Annotated in this window: 25 protein-coding genes and 1 tRNA gene; 15 read left to right on the forward strand and 11 right to left on the reverse strand. The window is 69.0% G+C overall.

The window, feature by feature from the left end:
• Positions 1 to 103: 103 nt before the first annotated feature.
• Positions 104 to 1387 carry a sigma-70 family RNA polymerase sigma factor gene (locus tag L0977_RS14455; RefSeq protein ID WP_234265551.1) on the reverse strand — a complete coding sequence of 428 codons (1284 nt, stop codon included), beginning with the start codon at positions 1385 to 1387 and terminating at the stop codon, positions 104 to 106.
• A 176-nt stretch (positions 1388 to 1563) separates the two neighbouring features.
• Here L0977_RS14455 and L0977_RS14460 point away from each other — a divergent pair, with 176 nt between their 5' ends.
• Positions 1564 to 1893, forward strand: coding sequence for a DUF6172 family protein (locus L0977_RS14460; RefSeq protein ID WP_234265552.1), 330 nt, complete (start codon positions 1564 to 1566; stop codon positions 1891 to 1893).
• Here the strand turns inward: L0977_RS14460 and L0977_RS14465 are convergent, their stop codons facing one another.
• From L0977_RS14465 to dusB, 4 genes are all read right to left on the reverse strand, one after another.
• Positions 1894 to 3195, reverse strand: a complete 1302-nt coding sequence (locus L0977_RS14465; RefSeq protein WP_234265553.1) for a DEAD/DEAH box helicase — start codon at positions 3193 to 3195, stop codon at positions 1894 to 1896.
• 64 nt (positions 3196 to 3259) lie between these two features.
• Positions 3260 to 4858, reverse strand: a complete 1599-nt coding sequence (gene purH / locus L0977_RS14470; RefSeq protein ID WP_234265554.1) for a bifunctional phosphoribosylaminoimidazolecarboxamide formyltransferase/IMP cyclohydrolase — start codon at positions 4856 to 4858, stop codon at positions 3260 to 3262.
• Positions 4859 to 4895: 37 nt separating this feature from the next.
• Positions 4896 to 5132, reverse strand: a complete 237-nt coding sequence (locus L0977_RS14475) for a helix-turn-helix domain-containing protein (RefSeq protein ID WP_234265555.1) — start codon at positions 5130 to 5132, stop codon at positions 4896 to 4898.
• 21 nt (positions 5133 to 5153) lie between these two features.
• A complete protein-coding gene (gene dusB, locus L0977_RS14480; RefSeq protein ID WP_234265647.1) occupies positions 5154 to 6209 on the reverse strand; it encodes a tRNA dihydrouridine synthase DusB in 1056 nt (351 codons plus the stop codon).
• A gap of 160 nt (positions 6210 to 6369) precedes the next feature.
• Here dusB and L0977_RS14485 point away from each other — a divergent pair, with 160 nt between their 5' ends.
• Together L0977_RS14485 and L0977_RS14490 are read left to right on the forward strand one after the other, a co-directional pair.
• Entirely contained in the window at positions 6370 to 6852 is a 483-nt protein-coding gene (locus L0977_RS14485) for a YqaA family protein (protein WP_234265556.1), read from the forward strand.
• A gap of 38 nt (positions 6853 to 6890) precedes the next feature.
• The gene (locus L0977_RS14490; protein WP_234265557.1) at positions 6891 to 8087 is read left to right on the forward strand and encodes an MFS transporter; all 1197 of its coding nucleotides are present in this window, start codon (positions 6891 to 6893) and stop codon (positions 8085 to 8087) included.
• Here the strand turns inward: L0977_RS14490 and L0977_RS14495 are convergent.
• The 3 genes from L0977_RS14495 to L0977_RS14505 all read right to left on the reverse strand — a co-directional run bounded on the left by L0977_RS14495 (position 8060) and on the right by L0977_RS14505 (position 10995).
• Positions 8060 to 8833, reverse strand: a complete 774-nt coding sequence (locus tag L0977_RS14495) for an RNA pseudouridine synthase (protein WP_234265558.1) — start codon at positions 8831 to 8833, stop codon at positions 8060 to 8062. The genes L0977_RS14490 and L0977_RS14495 overlap by 28 nt on opposite strands.
• Complete coding sequence (gene ychF, locus L0977_RS14500) at positions 8833 to 9927, reverse strand: redox-regulated ATPase YchF (protein ID WP_234265560.1); 1095 nt, start codon at positions 9925 to 9927, stop codon at positions 8833 to 8835. The genes L0977_RS14495 and ychF overlap by 1 nt, the downstream gene beginning before the upstream one ends.
• 162 nt (positions 9928 to 10089) lie before the next feature.
• A complete protein-coding gene (locus L0977_RS14505) occupies positions 10090 to 10995 on the reverse strand; it encodes an MOSC domain-containing protein (RefSeq protein ID WP_234265561.1) in 906 nt (301 codons plus the stop codon).
• 75 nt (positions 10996 to 11070) lie between these two features.
• On the opposite strand from L0977_RS14505, the gene L0977_RS14510 reads away from it, so the two are divergent.
• From L0977_RS14510 to L0977_RS14525, 4 genes are read left to right on the forward strand one after another with little or no spacing between them, the layout of a single operon-like run.
• The gene (locus tag L0977_RS14510) at positions 11071 to 12255 is read left to right on the forward strand and encodes an FAD-dependent monooxygenase (RefSeq protein ID WP_234265562.1); all 1185 of its coding nucleotides are present in this window, start codon (positions 11071 to 11073) and stop codon (positions 12253 to 12255) included.
• A 43-nt stretch (positions 12256 to 12298) separates the two neighbouring features.
• Entirely contained in the window at positions 12299 to 13015 is a 717-nt protein-coding gene (locus L0977_RS14515; protein WP_234265563.1) for a DsbC family protein, read from the forward strand.
• A gap of 13 nt (positions 13016 to 13028) precedes the next feature.
• Entirely contained in the window at positions 13029 to 13514 is a 486-nt protein-coding gene (locus tag L0977_RS14520; protein ID WP_234265564.1) for a DUF3429 domain-containing protein, read from the forward strand.
• Positions 13515 to 13527: 13 nt separating this feature from the next.
• A complete protein-coding gene (locus L0977_RS14525; RefSeq protein ID WP_234265565.1) occupies positions 13528 to 15372 on the forward strand; it encodes a M61 family metallopeptidase in 1845 nt (614 codons plus the stop codon).
• 21 nt (positions 15373 to 15393) lie between these two features.
• Here L0977_RS14525 and paaK read toward each other — a convergent pair whose 3' ends face one another.
• From paaK to L0977_RS14540, 3 genes are read right to left on the reverse strand one after another with little or no spacing between them, the layout of a single operon-like run.
• Positions 15394 to 16689 (reverse strand): phenylacetate--CoA ligase PaaK, encoded by a 1296-nt coding sequence (paaK, locus tag L0977_RS14530; RefSeq protein WP_234265566.1) that lies wholly within the window; start codon positions 16687 to 16689, stop codon positions 15394 to 15396.
• Positions 16686 to 17126 (reverse strand): hydroxyphenylacetyl-CoA thioesterase PaaI, encoded by a 441-nt coding sequence (gene paaI, locus L0977_RS14535; RefSeq protein WP_234265567.1) that lies wholly within the window; start codon positions 17124 to 17126, stop codon positions 16686 to 16688. Before paaI ends, paaK begins: the two co-directional genes overlap by 4 nt.
• Position 17127: 1 nt before the next feature.
• Positions 17128 to 17934 carry an enoyl-CoA hydratase-related protein gene (locus L0977_RS14540; protein ID WP_234265568.1) on the reverse strand — a complete coding sequence of 269 codons (807 nt, stop codon included), beginning with the start codon at positions 17932 to 17934 and terminating at the stop codon, positions 17128 to 17130.
• Positions 17935 to 18105: 171 nt separating this feature from the next.
• Between L0977_RS14540 and L0977_RS14545 the strand changes: the two genes are divergently transcribed.
• From L0977_RS14545 to L0977_RS14580, 8 genes are all read left to right on the forward strand, one after another.
• Complete coding sequence (locus L0977_RS14545; RefSeq protein WP_234265569.1) at positions 18106 to 18894, forward strand: enoyl-CoA hydratase; 789 nt, start codon at positions 18106 to 18108, stop codon at positions 18892 to 18894.
• A gap of 37 nt (positions 18895 to 18931) precedes the next feature.
• Positions 18932 to 19008: transfer RNA gene (locus L0977_RS14550), tRNA-Met, on the forward strand.
• Positions 19009 to 19081: 73 nt separating this feature from the next.
• Positions 19082 to 19642 carry a YaeQ family protein gene (locus tag L0977_RS14555; protein ID WP_234265570.1) on the forward strand — a complete coding sequence of 187 codons (561 nt, stop codon included), beginning with the start codon at positions 19082 to 19084 and terminating at the stop codon, positions 19640 to 19642.
• An 87-nt stretch (positions 19643 to 19729) separates the two neighbouring features.
• Complete coding sequence (locus tag L0977_RS14560; protein ID WP_234265571.1) at positions 19730 to 20092, forward strand: hypothetical protein; 363 nt, start codon at positions 19730 to 19732, stop codon at positions 20090 to 20092.
• A gap of 117 nt (positions 20093 to 20209) precedes the next feature.
• A complete protein-coding gene (gene miaB / locus L0977_RS14565; RefSeq protein WP_234265572.1) occupies positions 20210 to 21556 on the forward strand; it encodes a tRNA (N6-isopentenyl adenosine(37)-C2)-methylthiotransferase MiaB in 1347 nt (448 codons plus the stop codon).
• Between the two features lie 123 nt (positions 21557 to 21679).
• Positions 21680 to 23095, forward strand: a complete 1416-nt coding sequence (locus tag L0977_RS14570) for an ATP-binding protein (RefSeq protein ID WP_234265573.1) — start codon at positions 21680 to 21682, stop codon at positions 23093 to 23095.
• On the forward strand, positions 23085 to 23738 hold the full coding sequence (locus L0977_RS14575; RefSeq protein WP_234265575.1) for a hypothetical protein: 654 nt from the start codon (positions 23085 to 23087) through the stop codon (positions 23736 to 23738). The genes L0977_RS14570 and L0977_RS14575 overlap by 11 nt, the downstream gene beginning before the upstream one ends.
• On the forward strand, positions 23735 to 25135 hold the full coding sequence (locus tag L0977_RS14580; RefSeq protein ID WP_234265576.1) for a sigma 54-interacting transcriptional regulator: 1401 nt from the start codon (positions 23735 to 23737) through the stop codon (positions 25133 to 25135). Before L0977_RS14575 ends, L0977_RS14580 begins: the two co-directional genes overlap by 4 nt.
• Positions 25136 to 25320 lie beyond the last annotated feature (185 nt).

The following is a 25320-nucleotide window of genomic DNA, read 5'->3' on the forward strand; positions in this document are numbered from 1 at the left end:
TAGGGCATGAAGAAAAGGCTTTCTTCTGCTGGACGAACGAATCGGCACAACCCTGAAGCTTTTTTTGAGAGAGCGAAGCGACGTCGCATCGCGGAACGCAACGCTAGCGAGCCATCAGCATGACGCCACCCTCGCTGTCGCGCACGGCACGCACCGGCAAGACAGCGGGCAAGGCCTGCAACCAGTCGTCCCACTGAGCGATCTCGACCGTGCCGCTGACACGCAGTTGGGCCGTCCTGGGGTCGGCACGGAGATCGACTTTCGCATAACGTGCCAGGCGTTCCACGGCCTCGCCAAGGGGCACCGCGTCGAAATGAACGCGCCCCTGCCGCCACGCCGCCGCTGGGCCAGTGACCGCCTGGCTCCGCCCGTCCGGCGCCACGCGAAGCCCCTGGCCCGCCGTCAGCCCTGCCGCCAATACCTGCGCGGAGCGCGCGACCCGCACACGGCCCGATTCGACCTGCACGAGCACCGTGCCGGCCGGCTCGATGTCGACACCGAACCGCGTGCCCAGAACGGTGACACTCAGCGCCCCCACCTCCACCGTGAAAGGGCGATCGGCATCGGTGCTGACGGCAAAAAAAGCGGCTCCCCGCAGCAATCGCACAGTGCGGCGGCGCGCATCGAAAGCCATCTCCACACGGGTCTGCGCATCGAGCGTGAGCATCGAACCGTCGGGCAAACCCTGTTGCAGACGCTGCCCTTGCGGCGTCGACAGAGCCGCCGCCCAATGCAGCGCCTGGGTCTGCCGGTAGCGCCAGCCTCCGGCCAGGCCCAGCACCCCCACCGCCGCCGCCCCCAGCAGCGAAGCCAGGCTTTTGCGCCGCCCCTGTGTCGGGCCGCCCAGGCCGCGCCGGGGCTCCCCCCGCCAATGTCGAAGCGCAGTATCCACCCGGTCATGGGCCGCCATGAGGTCGCGCTCCACGGTATTGAGCGACACCCCCAGGCGCAAGGCGATATCGGCCTGCGCTTCGCCGTGGATACGGTGCGCCACAAAGACATCGCGTACCCTGGCCGGCATCGCCATCAGTGTGGCGTCAAGCGCGCTCAGAGCCTGGCGGTACATCAGGCCTTCGGCCACATCGGGCGTGTGGTCGACGCCCGCTCCAGCCTCCCTCCCTTGCTGCAGATGGGCTTGCAACCAATGTGCGCGGCGTTGGCGGTCCTGCCCGAGGTTGGCCGCCACGGTATAGAGGTACGCCCGGGCATCGGCTGCCGGACCGCAGGATGCTTCAGTGCCCGCCTGCTCGGCCAACCGCAACCAGGTCTCGTGTGCCACCTCACGGGCATCCTCCACACTGCCCAGACGGCGACGCAAAAAGCGCACGATGGCTTCGTAGCGCTGGGGAAACTCGTTCAGGACAAGGGACAGAGCCGGGGGACGCATGGCCGGCGAGCATACCGGATTTATCAAGAATGAATCTCATTAACAACCCATACCCCGACCCACCCGGATGGGGCGGAGATGCCAGGACAGACCGTGGCCGGAGGCTCTGGCGGTGATAATCCGCCCCCTGCATCACGTCCATCCCGGGCCGTGGCCACCCGAGAAGGACAGCCCCCATGCGCAAGACCTACCCCCTGCAAGCCCAAGGCAAAAAGCACCCCGACCGCGTGCTCGATGCCGTCAAGCACGACATCCGCCGTTATTTCCGGCGCGAGCGCGGCCGCCCACTGCCCGAAGGCGTGGATTTCTGGGACTTCGACTGCAAGGTTGGCGCCACGGCCGACAGCGCCGAAACGGTGCAGGTGAGTGAAGTCATCGCGACGGTGGACGCGCTCGCCCAAACGGGCATCGACGCGGTGTACGTGGAGATCCTCGGCAAGCACGGCGTGCGAACGCCCCGCCCGCCGAAGATCGACACGCCGGCCGAGTCGCCCTCGCAAGACTGATCAGCGCGAGCCCGGCTCTGATCCCCGGGCCGCACCGGTGCCGGCGGCCTGGGCCGCACGCAGCTTGTCCTTTTTGCTGGGTCGCCGCCCCTTGATCCCGCCACCATCGGCGGCGACCAGCGGTGCCGCTGGCAAGGGTGCGTCCGTCGGTTCGAAGCCCGCCACGGGCTTGGGCGTCAGGTCGATCTGTTCGCGTTTGCAGATCAACGCCCAATGGGCGTGGGTCTCGGCGGTCACAAAACTCCAGGCTTCGCCTGCCGCGCCGGCACGACCGGTGCGGCCGATGCGGTGGGTGTAATCGGTGGCCGAGCGCGGCAGGTCGTGGTTGACCACCACGGGCAGGCTGTCGATGTGAATGCCTCGTGCGGCCAGATCGGTGGTCACCAGCACCTGCAACCGCCCGGCCTTGAAATCGGCCAGCACACGCTGGCGCGCGCCCTGCGCCAGCTCGCCATGCCAAGGTGCCGCGCCGATCCCGGCCCGTTGCAGTTTGGTTGCGACGTGCTCGCAGGCATGGCGGGTGGCCACAAACACCAGCACGCGCGACCAGCCTTGCGTGCTCAGCAGGTGGCGCAGCAAAGAGGTGCGGTTGCGCGCGTCCACCGCGACAGCGTGCTGCCGGATGTCCGGCTGTGGGTGCCCATCGTCCGATGGCGGGGCGTCGGCGGCGACGACTCCCAGGCGCACCGGGTCGCGCAGCACCGCTTCGGCCAAAGCCTGCACCTCGGGAGCGAAGGTGGCCGAAAACAGCAGGGTCTGGCGCCGGGCGGGCAGCAGCGCGAGCACGCGCTGCAGTTCGTCGGCAAAGCCGCTGTCGAGCAGGCGGTCGGCCTCGTCGAGCACGAGGTGCTGCACATCGCCCAACCGCACGGCGTTGTGCGCCACCAGATCCAGCAGGCGGCCGGGCGTGGCCACCACGATGTCGGCGCCGCCGCGCAGCGCCAACATCTGCGGGTTGATCGACACACCGCCGTGCACCACCCCCACGCGCAGGAACAGCGGATAGGCCAGGTGGGTCAGCACCTCGCCCACCTGCAACGCGAGCTCGCGCGTGGGCAACAGCACCAGGGTGCGCACGGGCCGGCGGTAACCGTCCTTGCGCGCGGCGCGTTCGTGCCCTTGCACCAGCGGCAGTGCATAGGCCAGCGTCTTGCCCGAGCCGGTCGGCGCTGCGGCCCAGACGTCGCGGCCTTGGGTCGCCGGCGCCATGGTCTGGGCCTGGATGGCGGTGGGTTCGGTCAACCCGAGATCGGTCACCGCGCGACGCAACGCGGGGCTCAGCCGAAAGTCATCGAAGCTCATGCGAAACGCCGAAGGCGCGCCACGGAGGGGAAAGCCGCAACGCGGCGCAAGGAGAGCATCACCTTCAGTGCCGGAAGTGGCGCACGCCGCTGAACACCATGACCACGCCTCGCTCGTTCGCCGCGTCGATCACTTCCTGGTCGCGCATGGAACCGCCCGGCTGGATGACACAGGTGGCGCCGTGGTCGATCACCACGTCCAGGCCATCGCGGAACGGGAAGAAGGCGTCGCTGGCGACCGCCGTGCCTTGCAGCGAGAGCTTGGCGTGTTCGGCCTTGATGCTGGCGATGCGGGCCGAGTCGAGCCGGCTCATCTGGCCAGCGCCCACGCCCATGGTCATGCCATCCTTGCAGAACACGATGGCATTGCTCTTGACGTACTTGGCCACCTTCCAGGCAAACATCAGGTCGTCAAGCTGTTGCGCGGTGGGTTGCAACTGGGTCACGACCTTAAGGTCGGCCAGCACCAGTTCGTGGTTGTCGGCGGTCTGCAGCAGCAGGCCCGAGCCCACGCGCTTGGCGTCCATGGCGTTGCGGCCCTGCTCCCAGGCGGTGGCGCCGCCCTGGGGGAGCGCGATCTTCATCAACCGCACATTGACCTTGGGCTTGAAGATTTCCAGCGCTTCGGGGGTGAAGTCGGGCGCCATCAGCACTTCGACGAACTGCTTGACCACGGCCTCGGCCGCCGCCTTGTCCACCGTGCGGTTGAAGGCGATGATGCCACCGAACGCGCTCGTCGGATCGGTCAGGAAGGCCTTGGCATAAGCCTCGTGGGCATCCTTGCCCACCGCCACGCCGCAGGGATTGGCGTGCTTGACGATCACGCAGGCGGGCGCGTCGAAGCTCTTGACGCATTCCCAGGCCGCGTCGGCATCGGCGATGTTGTTGTAGCTCAGTTCCTTGCCCTGCAGCTGGACGCCTGTGACCAGCGAACCGGGCGCGGGGTACAGGTCGCGGTACAGCGCGGCTTGCTGGTGGCTGTTTTCGCCGTAGCGCAGGTCCTGCACCTTGATGAACTGGCCGTTGGACTGGCCAGGAAACAGGTTGCGGGCCGGCACATAGCTCTCGGCCAGCTTCTCTTCCTCAAACGCCACCGACGACAGGTAGTCGCTGATGGCGCCGTCGTACTGAGCGATGCGGTTGAAGGCGGCGACCGACAGCGCAAAGCGCAGCTTGTCGCTCAGCTTGCCGGCGGCCTTGAGTTCGGCGATCACGGCCTCGTACTGGCCGGCGTCGGTGACCACGCCCACGTCCTTCCAGTTCTTGGCGGCGCTGCGCACCATGGCCGGGCCGCCGATGTCGATGTTCTCGATCGCATCGGCCAGCGTGCAGCCGGCCTTGGCCACGGTGGCCTCGAACGGGTACAGGTTGACCACCAGCAGGTCGATGGTTTCGATGCCGTGCTCTTTCAGCGCGGCCATGTGCTCGGGCAGTTCGCGGCGGGCCAGCAGGCCACCGTGCACCTTGGGGTGCAGGGTCTTGACGCGACCGTCCAGCATCTCGGGGAAGTTCGTGACCTCGGCCACTTCGGTCACCGGCAGGCCCTTATCGGCCAGCAGCTTGGCGGTGCCGCCGGTGGAAAGGAGCGTGACACCCAGGCCGTGCAGGGCCTGGGCAAATTCGACGATGCCGGTCTTGTCGGAGACGGAGAGCAGTGCGCGCATGACTGTGGAGGATGAGGGTGGATGGAGAAAACGGAAATCAGAGCAGGTGGTGGTCGAGCAGCTTCTTGCGCAGGGTGTTGCGGTTGAGCCCCAGCCATTGCGCTGCGCGCGACTGGTTGTGCTGCGATTGCGCCATCACGACTTCGAGCAGGGGCTTCTCGACCGCCTTGACCAGCATGTCGTAGAGGTCCGAAGGCTCGGTGCCCCCTAGGTCGCGAAAATAGGTTTCCAGGTTGGCGCGCACGCAATCGTGCAGGTTCTGCGGGTTGCTCATGGTCTTGTGATGTCTGGCCAGTCAGGCGGCCAGTCTCCAAAGTGGTTCCTCTTCGGGTGCCGGCAACGGCCGGCCGTCGAGCGCCAGCCCGGCGGCCCAGGCGTCCAGGGCTTCGCCCACGCAATGCACCTGCGCATCGGCGGTGGTCAGGGCGTTGACGCGGCGGCGGAAAGCCTCCGCCTCCGCCGCGGGCACCGGCAGCGAACGTGCGTACCAGCCCAGGTGCTTGCGCGCGCTGCGCACGCCGGTGAATTCGCCGTACAGCTCGTGGTGCTCGGCCAGGTGCTCCAGCAGCCAGCCTTTCACTTCGCCCAAGTCCGGGGGCGGCAGATGCCCGCCCGTGGTCAGGTGGTGGGCGATTTCGCGGAAGATCCACGGCCGCCCCTGGGCGGCACGCCCGATCATCAGCGCATCGGCGCCGGTCTGGCGCAACACAGCGGCCGCGTTTTCGGGGGAATCGATGTCGCCATTGGCCACCACCGGAATGCGCACGCGGCTCTTGATCTGGGCCACGGTGTCGTGTTCGGCACGACCGCTGTAGCCCTGCTCGCGCGTGCGGCCGTGCACCGTCAACATCTGCACGCCGGCCGCCTCGGCCGCCAGCGCGATCGTGGGCGCGTTCTGCACGCTGGCACACCACCCGGTGCGCATCTTCAGCGTGACCGGCACACCCTGCGGCGCGCAGGCGGCCACGACCGCCTCGACGATGGCCAGGGCCAGGGCCTCGTCCTGCATCAGCGCCGAACCGGCCCATTTGTTGCAGACCTTCTTGGCCGGACAGCCCATGTTGATGTCGATGATCTGCGCGCCGCGGTCGATGTTGTAACGCGCGGCATCGGCCATCATCTGCGCATCGGTGCCCGCGATCTGCACCGCGATCGGCGCGGGTTCGCCCTGGTGATCGGCGCGGCGCGACGTCTTGAGGCTGTCCTGCAGGTCGGGCCGGCTGGTCACCATCTCGCTGACCGCATAACCCGCGCCCAGCCGCTTGCACAGCTTGCGGAACGGCCGGTCCGTCACCCCGGCCATCGGGGCAACGAACAAAGCGTTGGGCAAGGTGTAGGGACCCAGTTGCATGGCTCGGGCGAAGGCGGAGAACTCGGTGGTGGCGGCGGGAAGGGAAGACCCCGGCGCCAGCATCGGCGGACCCGGTGGAAACGGGCGGGGGACGCGCATTGTATCTGCCTCTTTTTTCAGCAGGCGATATGCTCGCGACTTCCTCCCTCACGCCCCGCCCATGCCCGACTGGTTCTCTGCCCTGCTGAACACCCTGGCCTTGCCCGAGGTCGGATTGAGCACCGTTTTTGTCGTGGCCACGGTTTCGGCCACGCTCTTGCCCATGGGCTCCGAACCGGCGGTGTTTGCCCTGATCAAGCTGAACCCGTCCCTGTTCTGGCCCGCGATTCTCGTGGCCACCGCCGGCAACACCCTGGGTGGCGCCATCAGCTGGGGCATGGGATACGGCGCGCACCACGCGGTGGACAAGGCCCGGCACACGCCCACCGAATGGCGCGCGCTGCGCTGGCTGGAGCGCTTCGGGCCCAAAGCCTGCCTGCTGTCCTGGCTGCCGGGCGTGGGCGACCCGCTGTGCGCCGTGGCCGGCTGGCTGCGGTTTCCGTTCTGGCCCTGCGTGGTCTACATGGCCATCGGCAAGTTCGCCCGCTATCTCACAATGACCGGCGCGCTGATGTGGGTGTTTCCCGGGGGACTGTCGCTCTGAGCGGTGGCCGCGATACTGCGGCGCCCACACCGCGCCCCATGACCCCGCCTGCCGCTCCCCCATCCACCGCCCCGCGCCTGCCCGCCAGCCTGTGGGCGCTCATGCTGGGCAACTTCGTCATCGGCACCGGGGTGATGGCGGTGCCGGGCACCCTCAACGACATCAGCGCCTCGCTGGCCGTGTCGGTGCCCCAGGCCGGTCAGCTCATCACGGTTGGCGCCGCGCTCATCGGCGTCGGCGCGCCCGTGTTCGCCGGCCTGGTCGCCGGCTGGGACCGGCGGCGCCTGCTGACCCTGTGCATGCTGTGGTACGCCGTGTTCATGGCCGCCTGCGCGCTCGCCCCGCACTACGGCACGCTGCTGCCCCTGCGCGTGCTGGCCATGGTGCCTCCCGCGATCTTCACGCCCCAGGCCGCGGCCTGCGTGGGCCTGCTGGTACCCATGGCCGGCCGGGGGCGGGCCATCACCTTCGTGTTCCTCGGCTGGTCGGTGGCATCGGTGCTGGGCATGCCACTGTCGGCATGGATCGGCGGCCTGCTCGGCTGGCGCTGGGCTTTTGGCCTGGTGGCCGTGCTGGCCCTGGCCAGCGCCGTCGCAGTCTGGCGCGCCATGCCCGACGGCGTGCGGCCGGCCGCGCTGACGCGCCGCGACTGGGCCAGCACCCTGGCCTCGCCGGCGCTGATGATGGCGGTCGGGGTCACACTGCTGTCCGCATTCGGGCAGTTCGTGCTGTTTTCCTATTTCGCCCCCTATTTCCAGCAGGTGTTGCGCCCCGGGACCGGCACCCTGTCCTTGCTGTTTCTCTGGTTCGGCGCTTTCGGGCTGGTGGGCAACATGCTGGTGTCCCGGCGGATCGACCGGCTCGGCCCGCCGCGGGCGGTGCTGCTCACCCTGGGCGCCATGGCGTTGAGCCTGGCCCTGTGGCCGCTGGGCACCAACGCGCTCTGGGTCCAGATGCTGGTGCTGGTGCCCTGGGGACTGGGCTGTTTCGCGTGCAACTCCGCCCAGCAGGCCCGGCTCGTGCACATGGCACCGGCACTGGCCCCGGCCACGGTGGCCCTGAACACCTCGGCCATCTACGGCGGACAAGCCCTGGGAGCCGCCCTGGGCGGTGCGCTCATTGCCCAGGGTGGCATGCTGCGGCTGCATGCCGTGGGCCTGGTGCTGATGCTGCTGGCCATGGCGCTGAGCACATGGGCCACGCGGGTTCAGAAACGTTCGGTGGGCAGCAGGTAGCGCCACTGCCCGGCGTCCAGCCCGGTCAGCGCAACGCGGCCCAGACGCTGGCGGCGCACACTGGCCACGGCCAGCCCGGCACGCTCGACCAGAAACGCCGGCTGCCCGGGCACGCATCCCTTGAGGGCCAGACGCAGACGGCGGTCGCTCTGCCAGCTGGCGCGTGCCGGCGGCAGACGGCGCCCGTCAAAGGTGACCGCCTGTGCGAACGAACGGAGCACGGACTCGCGTGCCGCGGCGTCGGGCACCGGGGCGGTGGCGGCCAGGTCCAGCAGCCACTCATGCTCCAGATCGGCCGCCGTTTCGCCGAGCTTTCGCGCCACTCCCGGCGACTGGGTGAAGACCATCAGGCCCGACGCGTCCCGGCTCAGGGGCAGCAAGGCTTGCAGGCGGTGGCGGTGCACGCGCAGGGCTCGCACGCGCGAGCGGTCGGCGGGCGAGCCCTGCGCATCGGCCAGCCACAGCAGCGCGGTGTCGGTGGGCACATGCAGGCCCTCGGGCACCTGGACGCCCGCCGGCTTGTGCCAGAGCAGGGTCACCGGCCCCAGGTCTTCGGGTCGCGCACCTTCGTCCAGTGCCACCGTCTGGGCCGGCACCACCCGCGCTTCCGGCGCTTCGACCACCTGGCCATCGACCCGCACCCAGCCGCCCGCGATGTAGCGTTCGGCCTCGGCGCGCGAGCAACCCAATTGAGCGGCCAGGCGCTTGGCCAGGCGCTCACCCACCGGGCTGGCGCTGTCGTCCATCAGACGTTGAACAGGAAGTTCATCACGTCGCCGTCCTTGACGACGTATTCCTTGCCTTCGGCGCGCATCTTGCCCGCGTCCTTGGCGCCCTGCTCGCCCTTGAAGGCGATGAAATCGTCAAAGGCGATGGTTTGGGCGCGGATGAAGCCGCGCTCGAAATCGCCGTGGATCACGCCAGCCGCCTGCGGGGCCGTGTCGCCGATGTGGATGGTCCAGGCGCGCACTTCCTTCACCCCGGCGGTGAAGTAGGTCTGCAGGCCCAGCAGCTTGAAGCCGGCGCGGATCAGGCGGTTCAGCCCCGGTTCGTCCTGGCCCAGTTCCTTGAGAAATTCCAGCCGGTCGGCGTCGTCCATCTCGGACAGTTCGGCCTCGATCTTGGCGCAGATGGCCACCACCGGCGCGTTCTGCGCGGCGGCGTACTCGCGCAGGCGGTCCAGGAAGGGGTTGTTCTCGAAACCGTCCTCGGCCACATTGCCGACGAACATGGCCGGCTTGGCGGTGATCAGGCACAGGGGCTTGAGCAGCACCTTTTCCTGGTCGCTGAGTTCCAGTGTGCGCACCGGCTTGCCCTCGTCGAGCACGGCCTGCACCTTGGTCAGGATCTGCACCAGCGCCGCCGCTTCCTTGTCATTGCCGCTCTTGGCGGCCTTGGTGTAGCGCTGCAGGCTTTTTTCCACCGTGGTCATGTCGGCCAGGCAGAGTTCGGTCTGGATCACCTCGATGTCGGCGATCGGGTCGACCTTGTTGGCCACGTGGATGACGTTGTCGTCCTCGAAGCAGCGCACCACGTTGACGATGGCGTCGGTTTCGCGGATGTGGGCCAGGAACTGGTTGCCCAGGCCTTCGCCCTTGGAGGCACCCGCCACCAGGCCGGCGATGTCCACGAACTCGACGATGGCCGGCACGATACGCTCGGGGCTGATGATCTCGGCCAGTTGCGCCAGGCGCGGATCGGGCACCTCCACCACGCCCACGTTGGGCTCGATGGTGCAGAAGGGGTAGTTTTCGGCGGCGATGCCGGCCTTGGTCAGGGCGTTGAAGAGGGTGGACTTGCCGACGTTGGGCAGGCCCACGATGCCGCATTTGAGGCTCATGGCGAGGCTTTCGGGTTCAGGGGAAACGGGGGATTTTAAAGAAGCGCCTGTCTGAAGGGCTGCACAGCCCCGAACGACCGCCGTGGCTGGATTCCCGCCTCTGCGGGAATGACGGGGATGCTGCGCCCGTGACGCGCGCAGCGGTAAAGCGAGCGGGGCCGATCAGTCAAACGCCCAGTCGGCGCTCACCGCCTGCCCCACCCGCAGCACCAGGCCGTCGCCTTCCAGAACGATGGCGTTCATGCCGAAGGTCAGGGCGCCACCGAGGCGCCGGTCCTGCCGGTAGGCCTGCAGCGCGTCGTTCACCGCCGGGTAGGACTGGGCCGTGTCGGGATCGATGTTCGGAATCGGGCAGCGCGAGCAGGGTTTGACGTTTTCCAGCGCCGCCACCCCGTCGGCCGTGTGCACGCGCCAGGCCCCGATGCGGTCCTCGTCGTGAGGCTCCACATCGGCCAGCACGATGTTGGCGCGAAAGCGCCGCTGATCCACCGCAGCTTCGCCCGCCGCCCCGAGGCGCCGGTTGAGCTCGGCCACCGAAGCGGTGCTGGTGACCAGCACGCTGAACCCGTCGGCGAACTGCGCAAACGCCGCGCGACCGCCCGTCCACTTTTCGCTGCAGCGCCGCTGCACCTCGGGATCGAAACGCACCAGACGCAGCTTTTTCAGCGCCGGCGGTGCCTCGGGCGCGAGGAAGTCACTGAACCACTGGGCCGCGACGTCGCCCATGTCCCAGGCGTCGACCTCGTCGTCCCACACGCGCACCCGGCGCGGGAACTCGGCGGCTTCGAGCGACAGGTGCAGGGCCAGCATGCCGGGCGCGCGCAGCACCAGTTGTCCAAGCCGGAAAGCCGGCTGGATCAGGGCCATGCGTGGCAGCTCGCGCTGGGTCACGAACCCGCCGGTTTCGTCCACCACCATCCAGGCCCGGTCCCAGGCCAGGCCGGTGGGCGTGAGCTCGGCCTCCGGCATGGCGACGCCGGCACAGGATTTCACGGGGTAGACCCAGAGTTCGGCGATACGGGCCAGGAGGTCGGCCGAAGCATCGGCCTGCGGCAAGGAATCGGTCATGCGGGCAACAGGGCAAACAGGAGGGTCATGGGCGGGCAACAGGGCCGCATTGTGCCCGGCGCCTAGAATCCCCGCATGATTTCCAGCCCTTCCCGCCCAGGCGCCCCACGCCGGTACGACGTCGTCATCCGGGGTGCCGGCGTGGTCGGCCAGACCCTGGCCCTGCTGCTGGCGCGCGAGCGCCTCAAGGTCGCGCTGGTAAGCCCGCCCCGCGCTACCCCGGGCACGCCCGACGTGCGCGCCTACGCCCTCAACACCGCCGCCCGCGATCTGCTGCGCTCGGTGCGTGCCTGGCCGGAGGCCTCGGCCCCGCACAGCGGCGCGGCGGCCGACGCGTCGGTCACTCCGGTCACGGCCATGGCGGTGCACGGCGACCAGGGCGGCGAGCTGCACTTCGATGCCAGCGCCCTGGGCACCGACGCCCTGACCTGGATCGTGGACGTGCCGGCGCTGGAGCAGCGCCTGGCCGACGCGGTGCATTTCCAGGCCGGCATCGACCGGCTGGACGCCCCGCCCACGCTGCCCGCCCCGCTGACGGTGGTGTGCGAAGGCCGGCGCAGCAGCACGCGCGCCGAATGGGGCATCGACTACGACACCCACCCCTACCCCCACAAGGCCATCGCCGCCCGCCTGACCTGCGAACGGCCACACGGCGGCGTGGCGCGCCAGTGGTTCCGCGACGGCGAGGTCATGGCCCTGCTGCCGCTGGGCGGCGCCCAGGGGAACTCTGTGGCGCTGGTCTGGTCTGTGCAGGCACAGCGGGCCGACACTTGGCTGGCAGCCGGGCCCGAAGCCCTGGCCGAAGCGGTGCAGGAACGGGCCGGCCAGACCCTGGGAAACATGACGCTGCAAAGCGCCCCCCAGGCCTGGCCGCTGGAACTGGCGCGCGCCCGGCGGTGGATCGCCACCCAGGGGCGTGCCAGTGTGGTGCTCGCGGGTGACGCGGCCCACGCCATGCATCCGCTGGCCGGGCAAGGCCTGAATGTGGGCCTGGCCGACGCAGCGGAACTGGCGCGGGTGCTGCACGGCCGGGAGTTCTGGCGCGAGCTGGGTGACCCGCGGCTGCTGCGCCGCTACGAACGGGCGCGGCAGGCCGACGTGGGGGCCATGAGCCGGCTGACCGACGGTCTGTTCAGCCTATTCGCCCAGCCCGACGCCCGCGTGCAGGCCCTGCGCAACTGGGGCCTGCGCAGTGTGGACCGCCTGGGCCCGCTGAAACACTGGCTTGCGCGCCAGGCCATGGGCCAGCACGCGCTGTGAGCCGACCGACTTGTTGTCTATCAGGAGAGCCTTCGGGCCTGGCATGAACCTTCTCAAGAACACCCTGGCAGCGCTGCTGGCCACCACCCTGTCGCTGGCGGTCTTCGCCCAGGAAGCCACGATCCGCAAGAACCTGGCCGAGCGGCTGCCCAACCTGCCCAAGATCGACGAGGTGAGCAAGACCCCGATGCCTGGGCTCTACGAAGTCCGCATCAACGGCAACGAGGTGCTCTACACCGACGAACAGGGCAACTACCTGATCCAGGGCAACCTCATCGACGCGCGCAACCGGGTCGACCTGACCGAACAGCGGCTGGACAAGCTCTCGGCGGTGGCGTTCGATGAGCTGCCGCTCAAGGACGCCTTCACCATCGTGCGCGGCAACGGCAAACGCAAGCTGGCCGTTTTCGAAGATCCCAACTGCGGCTACTGCAAACGCTTCGAACGCGACCTGGCCAAGATCGACAACGTGACCGTGCACGTGTTCCTCTATCCCATCCTGGGCGGCGATTCACCGGAAAAGTCCCGCAACATCTGGTGCGCCAAGGACAAGGGCAAGGCCTTCCTCGACTGGATGACCAAGGACGTCACACCGCCCACCGCCCAGTGCGAAGCCGGCGCGCTGGCCCGCAATACCGAGTTCGGCCGCAAGATGCGCATCACCGGAACGCCCACCATCTTCTTCGCCGACGGCTCGCGTGTGCCCGGCGCCATCGGCGCCGACCGGGTGGAAAAGCGCCTGAACGAGATCAAGAACTGAGCCCCGTTCGCCCATGACCCCGGTGGCCGCCTCCGAACTGCACGATCCGCAGGACCTCGCGCTGGTGCGCACCCTCGGCCACGCCGGCCTGCTGCCGTTCATCGGCCTGGCCGTGCTGCTCTGGCTGGTGGAACCGGGCCTGCAAGCCTGGGTCGCCATGGCGATCACCGCCTACGGCGCGCTGGTGGCATCGTTCCTGGGCGGCATCCACTGGGGCATCGGCTGGCACGCGCTCGGCCATCCGGACGCCGGCGTGCCCCCGCGCCATCCCTGCCGCCCCCATTTCCTCTGGGGCATCGTGCCACCGCTGCTGGCCTGGCCCGGCATCCTCATGCCCCCGTTCGCGGGCCTGGCCTGGCTGGGCTTCCTGTTCGTGCTGTGCTATCTGGCCGATCGCACGCTCTATCCCCGTGCCGGGCTGCAAGCCTGGCTGACCCTGCGCTTCCGCCTGTCTGCGGTGGCGGCGCTGTGCTGCTTCGTCGGAGCCGGTGCGCTCTGACCGCCCCGACCCGATGACCACCACCCGCCCCCCTGCCCGTCCCGCCCGCCCGAAACGCGCCGCCCGCCCGGCCGAAACGCCGGCCGGCGTGCACCTGCGCGTGGCCATCCCCGATCCGCACCGACACCTGTTCGCGCTCACGCTGACCATTCACCACCCCAGTGCGCGCCAGCGCGTGTCGCTGCCGGTCTGGATCCCGGGCAGCTACCTGGTGCGCGAGTTTTCGCAGCACCTGCAGAACCTCCAAGCCACCCAGGGTGGACAGGCCGTGGCGGTGCGCCAGCTCGACAAACACAGCTGGCAGATCGATGCCCAAGCCGGTCAGCCGCTGGAACTGCGCTACGAGGTCTACGCCTTCGACGCCTCGGTGCGCACCGCCTTTCTCGACGCCACGCGCGGCTTCTTCAACAGCACCAGCCTGTGCCTGCGGGTCGCGGGCCAGACCGCACAGCCCCACACGCTGACGCTGGCCGCCGACGATCTGCCGGCCGGCTGGCGCGTCGCCACGGGCCTGAGCCCCGAGCAGGCCGATGCCGACGGCCGTGGGCGCTACCGGGCAGCCGACTACGACGAGCTGGCCGACTGCCCGGTCGAGCTGGGCACCTTCTGGCAAGGCGATTTCGAAGCCTGCGGCGTGCCCCACCGCTTCGTGGTCAGCGGTGCCGGCGCGGGCTTCGACGGCGAACGGCTGCTGGCCGACACGCGCCGCCTCTGTGAAGCGCAGATCCGCTTCTGGCATGGCGACCAGGCACCGCCCTTCACCCACTACGTGTTCATGCTGCACGCCAGCGCCGACGGCTACGGCGGCCTGGAACACCGCAACAGCACCGCCCTGATCTGCCAGAGGGCGGATTTGCCCCCACGCTCCGCCGCTGCGCGGGCCACCACCCCGCTCAAGGCCGCTGACGGCTACACCACGCTGCTCGGGCTGATCAGCCACGAGTACTTCCACACCTGGAACGTCAAGCGCCTGCGGCCGGCCGAGTTCGCCCACTACGACTACGCGCACGAGAACTACACCGAGCTGCTGTGGTTCTTCGAAGGCTTCACCAGCTATTACGACGACCTGTTCCTGCGCCGCGCGGGCCTGATCGACAACCTCGCCTACCTGCAACTGGTCACCAAGACCGCCAACCAGGTGCTCCAGACGCCGGGACGCCACCTGCAGAGCGTGGCGCAGGCCAGCTTCGACGCCTGGATCAAGTACTACCGCGTCGGCGAAAACACGCCCAACGCCACCGTCAGCTACTACACCAAGGGAGCGCTGGTGGCGCTGTGCCTGGACCTCACGCTGCGCGCGGCCGGCACCGGCTCGCTGGACGACGTGATGCGGCACCTGTGGGCCGCCTGTGCCGGGGGCCCGGTGCGCGAGGCCGACATTGCCCGGGCGCTGCGCGCGGTCGGCGGCCGCAGCTTCGCCCGCGAATTGCGCGACTGGGTGCACGGCACCGACGACCTGCCGCTGGCCGAGCTGCTGCGCGCGCAAGGCGCCAGCGTGGACCGCGACAAGGCGCCGCTGGCGCAGCAACTGGGGCTGCGCGTGAGCGAATCCGGCGGCATCACCGTCAAGACCGTGTTGCGCGGTGGCGCGGCCGAAGCGGCCGGGCTGGCGGCTGGCGACGAATGGCTGGGCATCGAGATACCGCCGCCGCGGCGCGGCCAGCCCGCCGAAGCCTGGCAGATCCGCAAACTCGACGAGCTGCCCCTGCTGCTCGGCGCGCGGCGGCGCTGCACCGCGATCGTCGCGCGCGACCGCCGCCTGCTGCGCTGCGAGCTGGTCTGGCCCGAAGAACCTGTGCAGGCGCTGCGGGTAGGCCCGGCCGACGCCCAGCGCCTGCAGGCCTGGCTGGCCCCCTGAGCCGCACGCCGTCGCGGCGCCTCAGCCGTGGCGCAGGTCCAGCACCCGCTTGGCCTTGCCCTGGCTGCGCTCCACGCCGCCTTCGGGCCGCAACGCGACCTCGACGCTGCTGCCGACATAGACCTTGATCTCGTGCCGCAGCAGCTCGGCCGCCGCGCGCGCCTCCAGGCTGTCGGGTGACAGGCCCGGCCGGGTCTCGACCGCCACGGTCAGCTCGTCCATGTGCCCATCGCGGCGCAACAGGCACTGGTAGTGCGCGGTCAGTTCCGGGCGCCGGAGGATCAGTTCTTCGATCTGCGTCGGGAACACGTTGACGCCGCGCACGATCATCATGTCGTCGCTGCGGCCGGTGATCTTTTCCATCCGGCGCATGGTGCGCGCCGTGCCGGGCAGCAGGCGCGTGAGGTCGCGCGTGCGATAACGGATGATGGGCAGCGCCTCTTTCGTGAGGCTGGTGAACACCAGCTCGCCCATCTCGCCGTCGGCCACCGGTTCGCCCGTTTCGGGGTGGATGATCTCGGGATAGAAATGGTCTTCCCAGATCGTCGGGCCGTCCTTGGTCTCGACGCACTCGTTGGCCACGCCCGGCCCCATCACCTCGGACAGGCCGTAGATGTCGACCGCGTCGATGTCCATGCGCGCCTCGATCGCCACGCGCATGTCGTTGGTCCAGGGCTCGGCACCGAAGATGCCGAGGCGCACGCTGCTCTCGCGCGGGTCCCGCCCCTGGCGCTCGAATTCGTCGGCGATGGCCAGCATGTAGCTGGGCGTGACCATGATGATGTCGGGCCGGAAGTCCTCCATCAGCTGCACCTGGCGCTCGGTCTGGCCACCGCCGAAAGGCACCACGGTCAGCCCCAGTTTTTCGGCGCCGTAGTGCGCGCCCAGGCCGCCGGTGAACAGCCCGTAGCCGTAGCTCACGTGCACCATGTCGCCGGGCTTGGCGCCGCTGGCCCGGATGCTGCGCGCCATCACCGTCGCCCAGGTGTCGATGTCGCGCAGCGTGTAGCCCACCACGGTCGGCTTGCCGGTGGTGCCGCTGCTGGCGTGAATGCGCGCGCACTGCGCGCGCGGTACCGCGAACATGCCGAACGGGTAGCTGTCGCGCAGGTCCTGCTTGGTGGTGAACGGGAACTTGGCCAGATCGGCCAGCGAGCGGCAGTCGTCCGGGTGCACGCCGGCTTCGTCGAACTTGCGGCGGTAGACCGGTGAGTTCCGGTAGGCGTGGCGCAGTGTGGCCTGCAGGCGCTTGAGTTGCAGACCCCGCAGTTCGTCGACGCTGGCCTTTTCGATGGGTTCGAGCGGAAAGGGGTTCATGCGCACGGCTCCTCCGGAAACACCTGGCCGGGAATCACCGCGCTCTTGCCGCGGAACACGGCCACCACCTCGCCGTTCTGGTTGGTGACCCGCATGTCGTAGATGCCATGCCGGCCCTGCAGCACCTGCTCGGCGCCCTCGCAGGTCAGCACATCACCTTCCAGACCGGGCTTGAGAAATTCGATGCTGCAGCCCGCCGCCACCGCGTTGCGGTTGTAGCTGTTGCAGGCGTAGGCAAAGGTGGTGTCGGCCAGGGTGAAGATGAAGCCACCGTGGCAGATCCGATGCCCGTTGAGGTGCAGTGGCTGGACCGCCATGCGCAGCACGGCGCGGCCGGGCTCGACGCTCACGATCTGAATGCCCATGGTTTCGCGCGCCGCCACGTCGGCCGCGAACATGGTGTCACCGACTTGCCGGGCGCGTTCTTCCGGGCTCATGTCATTGCCCCTTGAACCGCGGGGCGCGCTTTTCGCGGAACGCCATCACGCCTTCGATGTAGTCGTGCGTGCGGCCCAGCGCCGATTGCGTGTCGCGCTCGGCATCGAGCTGCGCGTCCAGCGTGCGCGTGGACGCGTCACGCAGCAGCGCGCGCGTGGCCACCAGGGCCTGGGTCGGCATCACCGCCAGGCGCTCGGCCATCGCCAGCGCGGCGGCCAGCGGATCGTCCTGCACGTCCCAGATCAGGCCCCACTCCTTCGCCTGCTGCGCGGGCAGCTTGTCGCCCGTCATCGCCAGCGCCATGGCGCGCGCCAGCCCCAGCCGCTCGACCAGGAACCAGCTGCCGCCGGCATCGGGGATCAGGCCGATCTTGCTGAAGGCCTGGATGAAACCGGCACCCGGCGCCGCGATGGCGATGTCACAGGTCATGGCCAGCGAAACGCCGGCGCCGGCCGCCACCCCGTTGACCGCCGCCACCACCGGGAACCGCAGCGACTGGATGCGCCGCGCCGTGGGGTTGAAGGCCTGGTCGATCACCGGCCCGGGGTCGGCCCGCTGCACCAGATCGGGCCCGGGCTCGAAGTCGAACTCGGCCAGATCGGCGCCAGCACAGAACCCGCGCCCGGCGCCGGTGAGGACCGCCGCGCGGATGGCCGGATCGGCTTCGGCGCGGTCCAGCGCCGCCCAGAGGTCGCGGTGCATCTGCCGGGTGAAGCTGTTGAGGGCATCGGGCCGGTTGAGCGTGAGCAGGGCGACGGCACCGCGTGCTTCGTACAGCACGGTACCGCCCGGAGCGGGGGTGTTCATGAAAAGGGGTCTCCTGGGCCACCGTACCCGGCGGCGTGGTTCGAAGGGAATGTGCCAATCTACCATTGACCGACCAATCGGTCGGCTAATGTTTTCCCTGAGACATCCGCCCGTCAAACGGGCCGCTATAGTTGACGTTTACGTCAATCATCCCCACCCACCGAGGACACCATGAGCGAGACCACCTCCCCCGAACTGATCACCGTGCGCACCGAGGGCCGCGTGGGCATCGTGACCCTGAACCGCCCCAAACAGCTCAACGCGCTGAACAACCAGCTCATGGACGAGCTGGGCGCCGCGCTCAAGGCCTTCGACGCCGACGAGAACATCGGCTGCATGATCGTCACCGGCAGCGAAAAAGCCTTTGCCGCCGGTGCCGACATCGGCGCCATGGCCACCTACACCTTCTCGGACGTCTACAAGGGCGACTACATCACCCGCAACTGGGAAACCATCCGCAGCGTGCGCAAGCCGGTGATTGCCGCCGTGAGCGGCTTCGCCCTGGGCGGCGGCTGCGAGCTGGCGATGATGTGCGACTTCATCATCGCCGCCGACAACGCCAAGTTCGGCCAGCCCGAAATCAAGCTGGGCATCATCCCCGGCGCCGGCGGCACGCAGCGCCTGCCGCGCGCGGTGGGCAAGGCCAAGGCCATGGACATGGCGCTCACCGGCCGCATGATGGACGCCAGCGAAGCCGAACGCGCCGGCCTGGTCAGCCGCGTGGTGCCGCTGGACAAGCTGATGGACGAAGCCCTGGGCGCCGCCCTGCAGATCTGCGACTTCTCGCAGCTGGCCGTGATGGCCGCCAAGGAATCGGTCAACCGCGCGTTTGAAAGCGGCCTCTCGGACGGCGTGATGTTCGAGCGGCGCCTGTTCCACGCCCTGTTCGCCACCGCCGACCAGAAGGAAGGCATGGACGCGTTCGTGAACAAGCGGGCGGCCGTGTTCAAACATGCTTGAGCGCGCGCCAAAAAACTGGCTATAATGCGCGTCTTTCGGCGATATAGCTCAGTTGGTTAGAGCGCAGCATTCATAATGCTGATGTCGGTGGTTCAAGTCCACCTATCGCCACCAGACAAGAAACCCCTGAAGACGCCGTTTTCAGGGGTTTTTTCTTGCCCGGCTTTCTTGCGACACCGGAGCGACCATGGCCCTCAAATCCACCATCTTCAAGGCACAGCTGTCGATCGCCGACATCGACCACGGCTACTACGCCGACCACGCGCTCACCCTGGCCCGCCACCCGAGCGAGACCGACGAGCGCATGATGGTGCGCCTCGTGGCGCTGGCGCTGCAAGCACACGAACTGCAGGACACCTGCGGTGGCGACGGCACGCTGGCCTTCGGCACCGGGCTCAGCGACCCGTCCGACCCCGATGCCCACCTGACCGACTTCACCGGCCGCAAACGCCTGTGGATCGAGGTCGGCCAGCCTGAAGACAAGCCACTGGCCAAAGCCTGCAGCCAGTCCGACGCGGTCATCGTCTACGCCTTCGGGCACGCGGCCGAGGTCTGGTGGCGTGGCATCGAAACCAAGCTCACGCGGCTGGACAAGCTCCAGGTCTGGCGCCTGCCAGCCGAGCAGGCCCAGGCGCTGGTGTCGCTGGCCGAGCGCAGCATGCAGCTGCAGGCGCTGATCCAGGACGGTGCGCTGACCCTGTCCAGCCCGCTGGGCAGCGTGCATCTGGAGCCCGTGCGCTGGAAGTGAGACGCAGCACGCGCCGGGCCGCGTGAGACAATTGCACCTGCTTTGGCCGCCGCCCGGACGGCCGTTCACAGCCTCTGGATCTACACCATGAACCGCTGCCCCACACCATCCCGACACGCCCCGCGCCTTGCCGGCCTGCTGGTCGCCGCCGCGCTGGCGGCCCTGGCCACCAGCGCATCGGCCCAGGCCGTGCGCGACTTTCCCGCCAACGCCTGGCGCGGCACCCTGGTGGTGACGCAACCGCCGGCGATCACGATCGACGGCCAGGCCGCCCGCCTCTCGCCCGGCGCCCGCATCAAGGGCCCGAACAACACCCTGTTGCTGTCGTCCACCCTGGTCAATCAGGAGCTGACGGTCAACTACACCGTGGAAGCTCACGGTCTGGTGCACGAAGTCTGGGTGCTGACCGACGCCGAAGCCGCCGAAAAGCGCGCCCGCGCCGGCGAATAACCCCCCCCCGAAAACCTGCCCCCGACGCACCCGGGACCGGCCTGGCCGGCTTCGGGGACGACCTCCCGCCAGCAGGCGCCACCACCGCGCGGCCGGGGGCCATTGGAAACCCACCCCATGAGCAAGAAGGTCTACATCAAGACGTTTGGCTGCCAGATGAACGAGTACGACTCGGACAAGATGGCCGACGTGCTCGGCGCCGCCGAAGGCTTCGAGAAAACCCAGGACCCGGAAGAGGCAGACCTGATCCTGTTCAACACCTGTTCGGTGCGCGAGAAGGCGCAGGAGAAGGTGTTTTCCGACCTCGGCCGCGTCAAGCACCTCAAGAAGAAGGGTGTGCTGATCGGCGTCGGCGGCTGCGTCGCCAGCCAGGAAGGCGCCGAGATCATCAAGCGCGCGCCCTTCGTGGACGTGGTGTTCGGCCCGCAGACCCTGCACCGCCTGCCCGAGATGCTCAAGGCGCGCGACCGGCTGAACCAGCCGCAGGTGGACATCAGTTTCCCCGAGATCGAGAAGTTCGACCACCTGCCGCCCGCGCGCGTGGAAGGCGCCTCGGCCTTCGTCTCCATCATGGAGGGCTGCAGCAAGTACTGCAGCTACTGTGTGGTGCCCTACACCCGCGGTGAAGAAGTCAGCCGCCCGTTCGAGGACGTGCTGGTGGAAGTGGCCGGCCTGGCCGACCAGGGCGTCAAGGAAGTGACGCTGCTGGGCCAGAACGTCAACGCCTACCGCGGGAAGATGGGCGACACCGACGAGATCGCCGACTTCGCGATGCTCATCGAATACGTGGCCGACATCCCCGGCATCGAGCGCATCCGCTACACCACCAGCCACCCCAACGAGTTCACCCAGCGCCTGATCGACACCTACGCCAAGGTGCCCAAGCTGGTGAGCCACCTGCACCTGCCAGTGCAGCACGGCTCGGACCGCATCCTGATGGCCATGAAGCGCGGCTACACCGCCATGGAATACAAGAGCACGATCCGCAAGCTGCGCGCGATCCGGCCCGACATTGCCATGAGCAGCGACTTCATCGTCGGCTTCCCCGGCGAGACGGAAGAAGACTTCCAGAAGATGATGAAGCTGATCACCGACGTCGGCTACGACAGCAGCTTCAGCTTCATCTTCAGCCCGCGCCCCGGCACGCCCGCGGCCAACCTGCCCGACGACACGCCGCACGCCGTCAAGCTCCAGCGCCTGCAGCACCTGCAGGCCACCATCGAGGAAAACGTGCGCCGCATCAGCGCCAGCCGCGAAGGCACGGTGCAGCGCATTCTGGTCGAAGGACCGTCGCGCCGGCCGGGCAAGGACGGCGCCGCCGAGCTGATGGGCCGCACCGAGTGCAACCGCATCGTCAACTTCGACGGCGGCCCGAACAGCGCCCGCCTGGTCGGTCAGATGATCGACGTGAAGATCACGCAGGCGCTGCCGCACTCCCTCCGAGGCGAAGTCCTGGTGAAGTGAGATGAGTCCACCGTCTGCATCCGGAGTGCGTGCCTTGGTCGAGGATGCGGTGGCACCGGCTTTGGCGGACCACCCATATCGCCTGCTTGAAGGGGGCACGCGCGGCGTGGCGAGGGTGAAATCGTGAATTTCCGGTTCTCGTTTCCGCAACTGCTGCTGGTGGCGTTCCTGCTGATCGGATCGCTGCTCGGCGCCACCGCGCTGCGGGCGCTGTTCACGCTGGAAAACCTCATGGCGCAAAGCCGTGACGGGGCCACCCAGGCCATCGAGCTGAGCACCGCCGCCCAGTCGCTGGCCGAGCGCAGCGTGGCCATGGAACGCGCCGCGCGCCAGTCGCTGGTGCTGCGCGACGCCCAGTTGCGCCAGCGCTTCGAAGAAGCGGCCGTGCTGGCGCGCGGCATTCTGGTGCGCCTCAAGGACAACGAGCTGCCACCGGAACTCGCCACCGCCTGGCAACGGCAGCTCGACGACATTGCCGCCCTGCTCGACGGCCCTCCCGAAACCGCCCTGGAGCGCGAACGCGAGGTTGCTCGCGCTTTTCGCGAACTCGACATGCACAGCGGCGCCATCGCCCAGAAGGTGCAGGCCATCATTGGCGGCCGCAACGCGGCCCTGCAGGCGCGCTTCGAGCGCAACCGCCAGCAACTGGCGGTGCAGGTGATCGGCTCGATCCTGCTGGCCGCCGCCCTGGCCGTGGGTTTCGGCATCTGGCTGACGCGCCCGCTGCGCCGGCTGGAGAAGGCGATCGTCGGGCTGGGCGAAAACCGCCTGGGCGAACCGATCGACATTCCCGGCCCGCCGGACATCCGCAGCGTGGGCCAGCAACTGGAATGGCTGCGCCTGCGCCTGACCGAGCTCGAAGCCGACAAGGCGCGCTTTCTGCGGCATGTGTCGCACGAACTCAAGACGCCGCTGGCCTCGCTGCACGAAGGCGTGGCCGTGCTGGGCGATGGCATCGCCGGCGAACTCAACGCCGATCAGGCCGAGGTGGTGCGCATCCTGCAGGGCAACACCCAGGCCCTGCAACACCAGATCGAGACCCTGCTGCGCTTCAACGCGGCCGCCTTCGAGGCGCGCCAGCTGAACCGAGAAATGACCGATCTGCGGGCCCTGCTGGAAACCCAGGTCGAGGCCCAGCGCCTGCGCTGGCAGACGCACCAGTTGGACGTGCAGGTCGATGGGCCGGCGATTTCGCTGCCGGTGGACCGAGACAAGCTGGCCTCGGCACTGGGCAACCTGCTGTCCAACGCCATCCGTTTCTCGCCCTCCGGCGCCACGGTGCGGCTTTCGCTCTCACGCCAGCCCGGCCGGGTGCTGATCGACGTGCAGGACCAGGGCCCCGGCGTCGCGCCGGCAGACCGCGAACGCATCTTCGAACCGTTCTACCGGGGAGAACGCCAGCCGGCCGATGCGGTCAAAGGCTCGGGCATCGGGCTGTCGATCGTGCACGAGTACATTCTGGCCCACGGAGGCCGCATCGACCTGTTGCCCGGCGGCCCCGGCGCCCATTTCCGCATCGAACTGCCCCATGCAAGCTGACCCCTGGCAGCCGCCTTCGCCGCGCGCTGCCCCCCTGCCCCGCGCCGTCTGCCTTCTCTCGCTGACGCTGCTCGCCGCCTGCGCCACCCCGGTGGCGCCGCCGCCGGCTCCCCGCCCTGCCGAAACCGCCGTGGCCGCACCCCCGGCGCCGGCCGCACAGCCCCCCGCCCCCGTGGTGGACCTGTCGCCCCCGCCCGCCCCGCCGCCGCCCCGGCTGGACGCCCCGATGCCGGCCCTCGTCAGCGCCCTGGTGTACGCCGACCGCCTGCGCAGCCTGGGAGCGGCCGAACTGGCCGCCGAGCAGGTGCAGATCGGCGAACCGGGCAACGCGCCCGAGCGCCTGATGCAACTGGCGCTGGTGCTGTCGCAGACCCACCAGGCCCCCGACACGGCCCGGGCGCTGGCGATGCTGCAAAGGCTCATGGCCATCAACGCGCCCGAGGCGCTGGAGCTGCGGCCGCTGGCCCGGCTGCTGGCCGGCCGGCTGCAGGAAAACCGCCGACTCGAAGAACAGGTAGACCGCCAGGCCCAGCAGTTGCGCGAGGCGCAGCGCCGCATCGACATCCTCAACGACCGGCTGGAGGCCATGCGCGCCATCGAGCGCAGCCTGACGCCCCGCCCGCCGGCCCGCCCCCTGCCATGAGCACCGCTCCCAGCCCGCGCGCGCGCCTGCTCGTCGTCGACGACGACGCCGACATGCTGCGCCTGCTGTCGATGCGGTTGGGCGCGGCGGGCTACCAGGTCACGGCCGTCGGCTCGGCCGAAGCCGCGCTGAGCCAGCTCGACATCGAGCGGCCGCAACTGGTGCTCTCCGACGTGCGCCTGCCCGGCAAGGACGGGCTGGCGCTGTTCGACGAGATCCGCAGCCGCCACCCGTCGCTGCCGGTGATCCTGCTGACCGCGCACGGCACCATTCCCGACGCGGTGGAGGCCACTCGGCGCGGCGTCTTCACCTACCTGACCAAGCCCTACGACGCCAAGGAACTGCTGGAGCGCATCACCCAGGCCCTGGCACTGAGCGCCCCCGCGCTGCCCGCGAGCCCGGCCGACGAGACCTGGCGCGCCGAGATCGTCAGCCGCTCCAGCCGCATGGCCGACCTGCTGGCCGAAGCCCGCCTGGTGGCCCAGGGCGACGCCAGCGTGCTGCTGCGCGGCGACAGCGGCAGCGGCAAGGAGCTGCTGGCGCGCGCCATCCACCGCGCCAGCCGGCGCGCCCGCAAGCCCTTCGTCGCGGTGAATTGCGGCGCCATTCCCGAAGCGCTGCTCGAATCCGAACTGTTCGGCCACATGAAGGGCGCCTTCACCGACGCCCACGCCAACCACAAGGGCCTGTTCCAGGCCGCGGACGGCGGCACGCTGCTGCTCGACGAAATCGGCGACATGCCGCCAGCGCTGCAGGTCAAGCTGCTGCGCGTGCTGCAGGAAAAGGCGGTGCGCCCGCTCGGCTCCAGCCAGTCGATCCCGGTCGACGTGCGCATCATCTCGGCCACGCACCGCGACCTCGAAACCGCCATGGCGCAGGGCCAGTTCCGCGAAGACCTGTACTACCGGCTGAACGTGGTCACGCTGAACCTGCCCACGCTGGCCGAGCGGCGCGAAGACATTCCCCTGCTGGCCAACCACTTCCTGGCCCAGCTCGCGGCCAAATACGGCAAGCGCAGTTCCGGCTTCGCGCCGGAAGCGCTGAAGGCCCTGACCATGGCGAGCTGGCCCGGCAACGTGCGCCAGCTCTACAACGTGGTCGAACAGGTCTGTGCCCTGTCCACCACCCCGCTGGTGTCGCTGGCCCTGGTGCAGCGTGCGCTGCGCACACCGTCGGTCGAAGTGCTCAGCTTTGCCGACGCGCGCCAGCGGTTCGAGCGCGAATACCTGGTCGGCCTGCTGAAGATGACCGACGGCCACGTCGCCGACGCGGCCCGGCTGGCGCAGCGCAACCGCACCGAGTTCTACCGCCTGCTGCAGAAACATGCGCTCACGCCGGGCCTGTTCAAAAGCGACGGCCCGAACGGGGAATCGCAGGACGCTGTCGCCGATTCGTGACAACCCCAAGCCCTTGATTTCCAAGGGTTTGGCTCCGGCCCGCCGCCCATTTGTCGCCGACTGGCGACAAAAACCCCCTCCAACCCCGCGCCAACGCCCGTCAGCCGGCGTCGTTACATTCAAAAACCATAGCATCCCGTTGATCTGAAACGGTTTTTTGGACCTGGCATAGGGTTTGCCCTATC

It is taken from the genome of Hydrogenophaga sp. NFH-34 (assembly GCF_021401345.1).
In the GTDB taxonomy this organism is placed as follows: domain Bacteria; phylum Pseudomonadota; class Gammaproteobacteria; order Burkholderiales; family Burkholderiaceae_C; genus Hydrogenophaga; species Hydrogenophaga electricum.

Bases quoted from the DNA above. Each gene is read 5' to 3' on its own strand.
- L0977_RS14455 (WP_234265551.1), bottom strand. From the start codon at position 1,387: ATGCGTCCCCCGGCTCTGTCCCTTGTCCTGAACGAGTTTCCCCAGCGC.
- L0977_RS14460 (WP_234265552.1), top strand. From the start codon at position 1,564: ATGCGCAAGACCTACCCCCTGCAAGCCCAAGGCAAAAAGCACCCCGAC.
- L0977_RS14465 (WP_234265553.1), bottom strand. From the start codon at position 3,195: ATGAGCTTCGATGACTTTCGGCTGAGCCCCGCGTTGCGTCGCGCGGTG.
- purH (WP_234265554.1), bottom strand. From the start codon at position 4,858: ATGCGCGCACTGCTCTCCGTCTCCGACAAGACCGGCATCGTCGAATTT.
- L0977_RS14475 (WP_234265555.1), bottom strand. From the start codon at position 5,132: ATGAGCAACCCGCAGAACCTGCACGATTGCGTGCGCGCCAACCTGGAA.
- dusB (WP_234265647.1), bottom strand. From the start codon at position 6,209: ATGCAACTGGGTCCCTACACCTTGCCCAACGCTTTGTTCGTTGCCCCG.
- L0977_RS14485 (WP_234265556.1), top strand. From the start codon at position 6,370: ATGCCCGACTGGTTCTCTGCCCTGCTGAACACCCTGGCCTTGCCCGAG.
- L0977_RS14490 (WP_234265557.1), top strand. From the start codon at position 6,891: ATGACCCCGCCTGCCGCTCCCCCATCCACCGCCCCGCGCCTGCCCGCC.
- L0977_RS14495 (WP_234265558.1), bottom strand. From the start codon at position 8,833: ATGGACGACAGCGCCAGCCCGGTGGGTGAGCGCCTGGCCAAGCGCCTG.
- ychF (WP_234265560.1), bottom strand. From the start codon at position 9,927: ATGAGCCTCAAATGCGGCATCGTGGGCCTGCCCAACGTCGGCAAGTCC.
- L0977_RS14505 (WP_234265561.1), bottom strand. From the start codon at position 10,995: ATGACCGATTCCTTGCCGCAGGCCGATGCTTCGGCCGACCTCCTGGCC.
- L0977_RS14510 (WP_234265562.1), top strand. From the start codon at position 11,071: ATGATTTCCAGCCCTTCCCGCCCAGGCGCCCCACGCCGGTACGACGTC.
- L0977_RS14515 (WP_234265563.1), top strand. From the start codon at position 12,299: ATGAACCTTCTCAAGAACACCCTGGCAGCGCTGCTGGCCACCACCCTG.
- L0977_RS14520 (WP_234265564.1), top strand. From the start codon at position 13,029: ATGACCCCGGTGGCCGCCTCCGAACTGCACGATCCGCAGGACCTCGCG.
- L0977_RS14525 (WP_234265565.1), top strand. From the start codon at position 13,528: ATGACCACCACCCGCCCCCCTGCCCGTCCCGCCCGCCCGAAACGCGCC.
- paaK (WP_234265566.1), bottom strand. From the start codon at position 16,689: ATGAACCCCTTTCCGCTCGAACCCATCGAAAAGGCCAGCGTCGACGAA.
- paaI (WP_234265567.1), bottom strand. From the start codon at position 17,126: ATGAGCCCGGAAGAACGCGCCCGGCAAGTCGGTGACACCATGTTCGCG.
- L0977_RS14540 (WP_234265568.1), bottom strand. From the start codon at position 17,934: ATGAACACCCCCGCTCCGGGCGGTACCGTGCTGTACGAAGCACGCGGT.
- L0977_RS14545 (WP_234265569.1), top strand. From the start codon at position 18,106: ATGAGCGAGACCACCTCCCCCGAACTGATCACCGTGCGCACCGAGGGC.
- L0977_RS14555 (WP_234265570.1), top strand. From the start codon at position 19,082: ATGGCCCTCAAATCCACCATCTTCAAGGCACAGCTGTCGATCGCCGAC.
- L0977_RS14560 (WP_234265571.1), top strand. From the start codon at position 19,730: ATGAACCGCTGCCCCACACCATCCCGACACGCCCCGCGCCTTGCCGGC.
- miaB (WP_234265572.1), top strand. From the start codon at position 20,210: ATGAGCAAGAAGGTCTACATCAAGACGTTTGGCTGCCAGATGAACGAG.
- L0977_RS14575 (WP_234265575.1), top strand. From the start codon at position 23,085: ATGCAAGCTGACCCCTGGCAGCCGCCTTCGCCGCGCGCTGCCCCCCTG.
- L0977_RS14580 (WP_234265576.1), top strand. From the start codon at position 23,735: ATGAGCACCGCTCCCAGCCCGCGCGCGCGCCTGCTCGTCGTCGACGAC.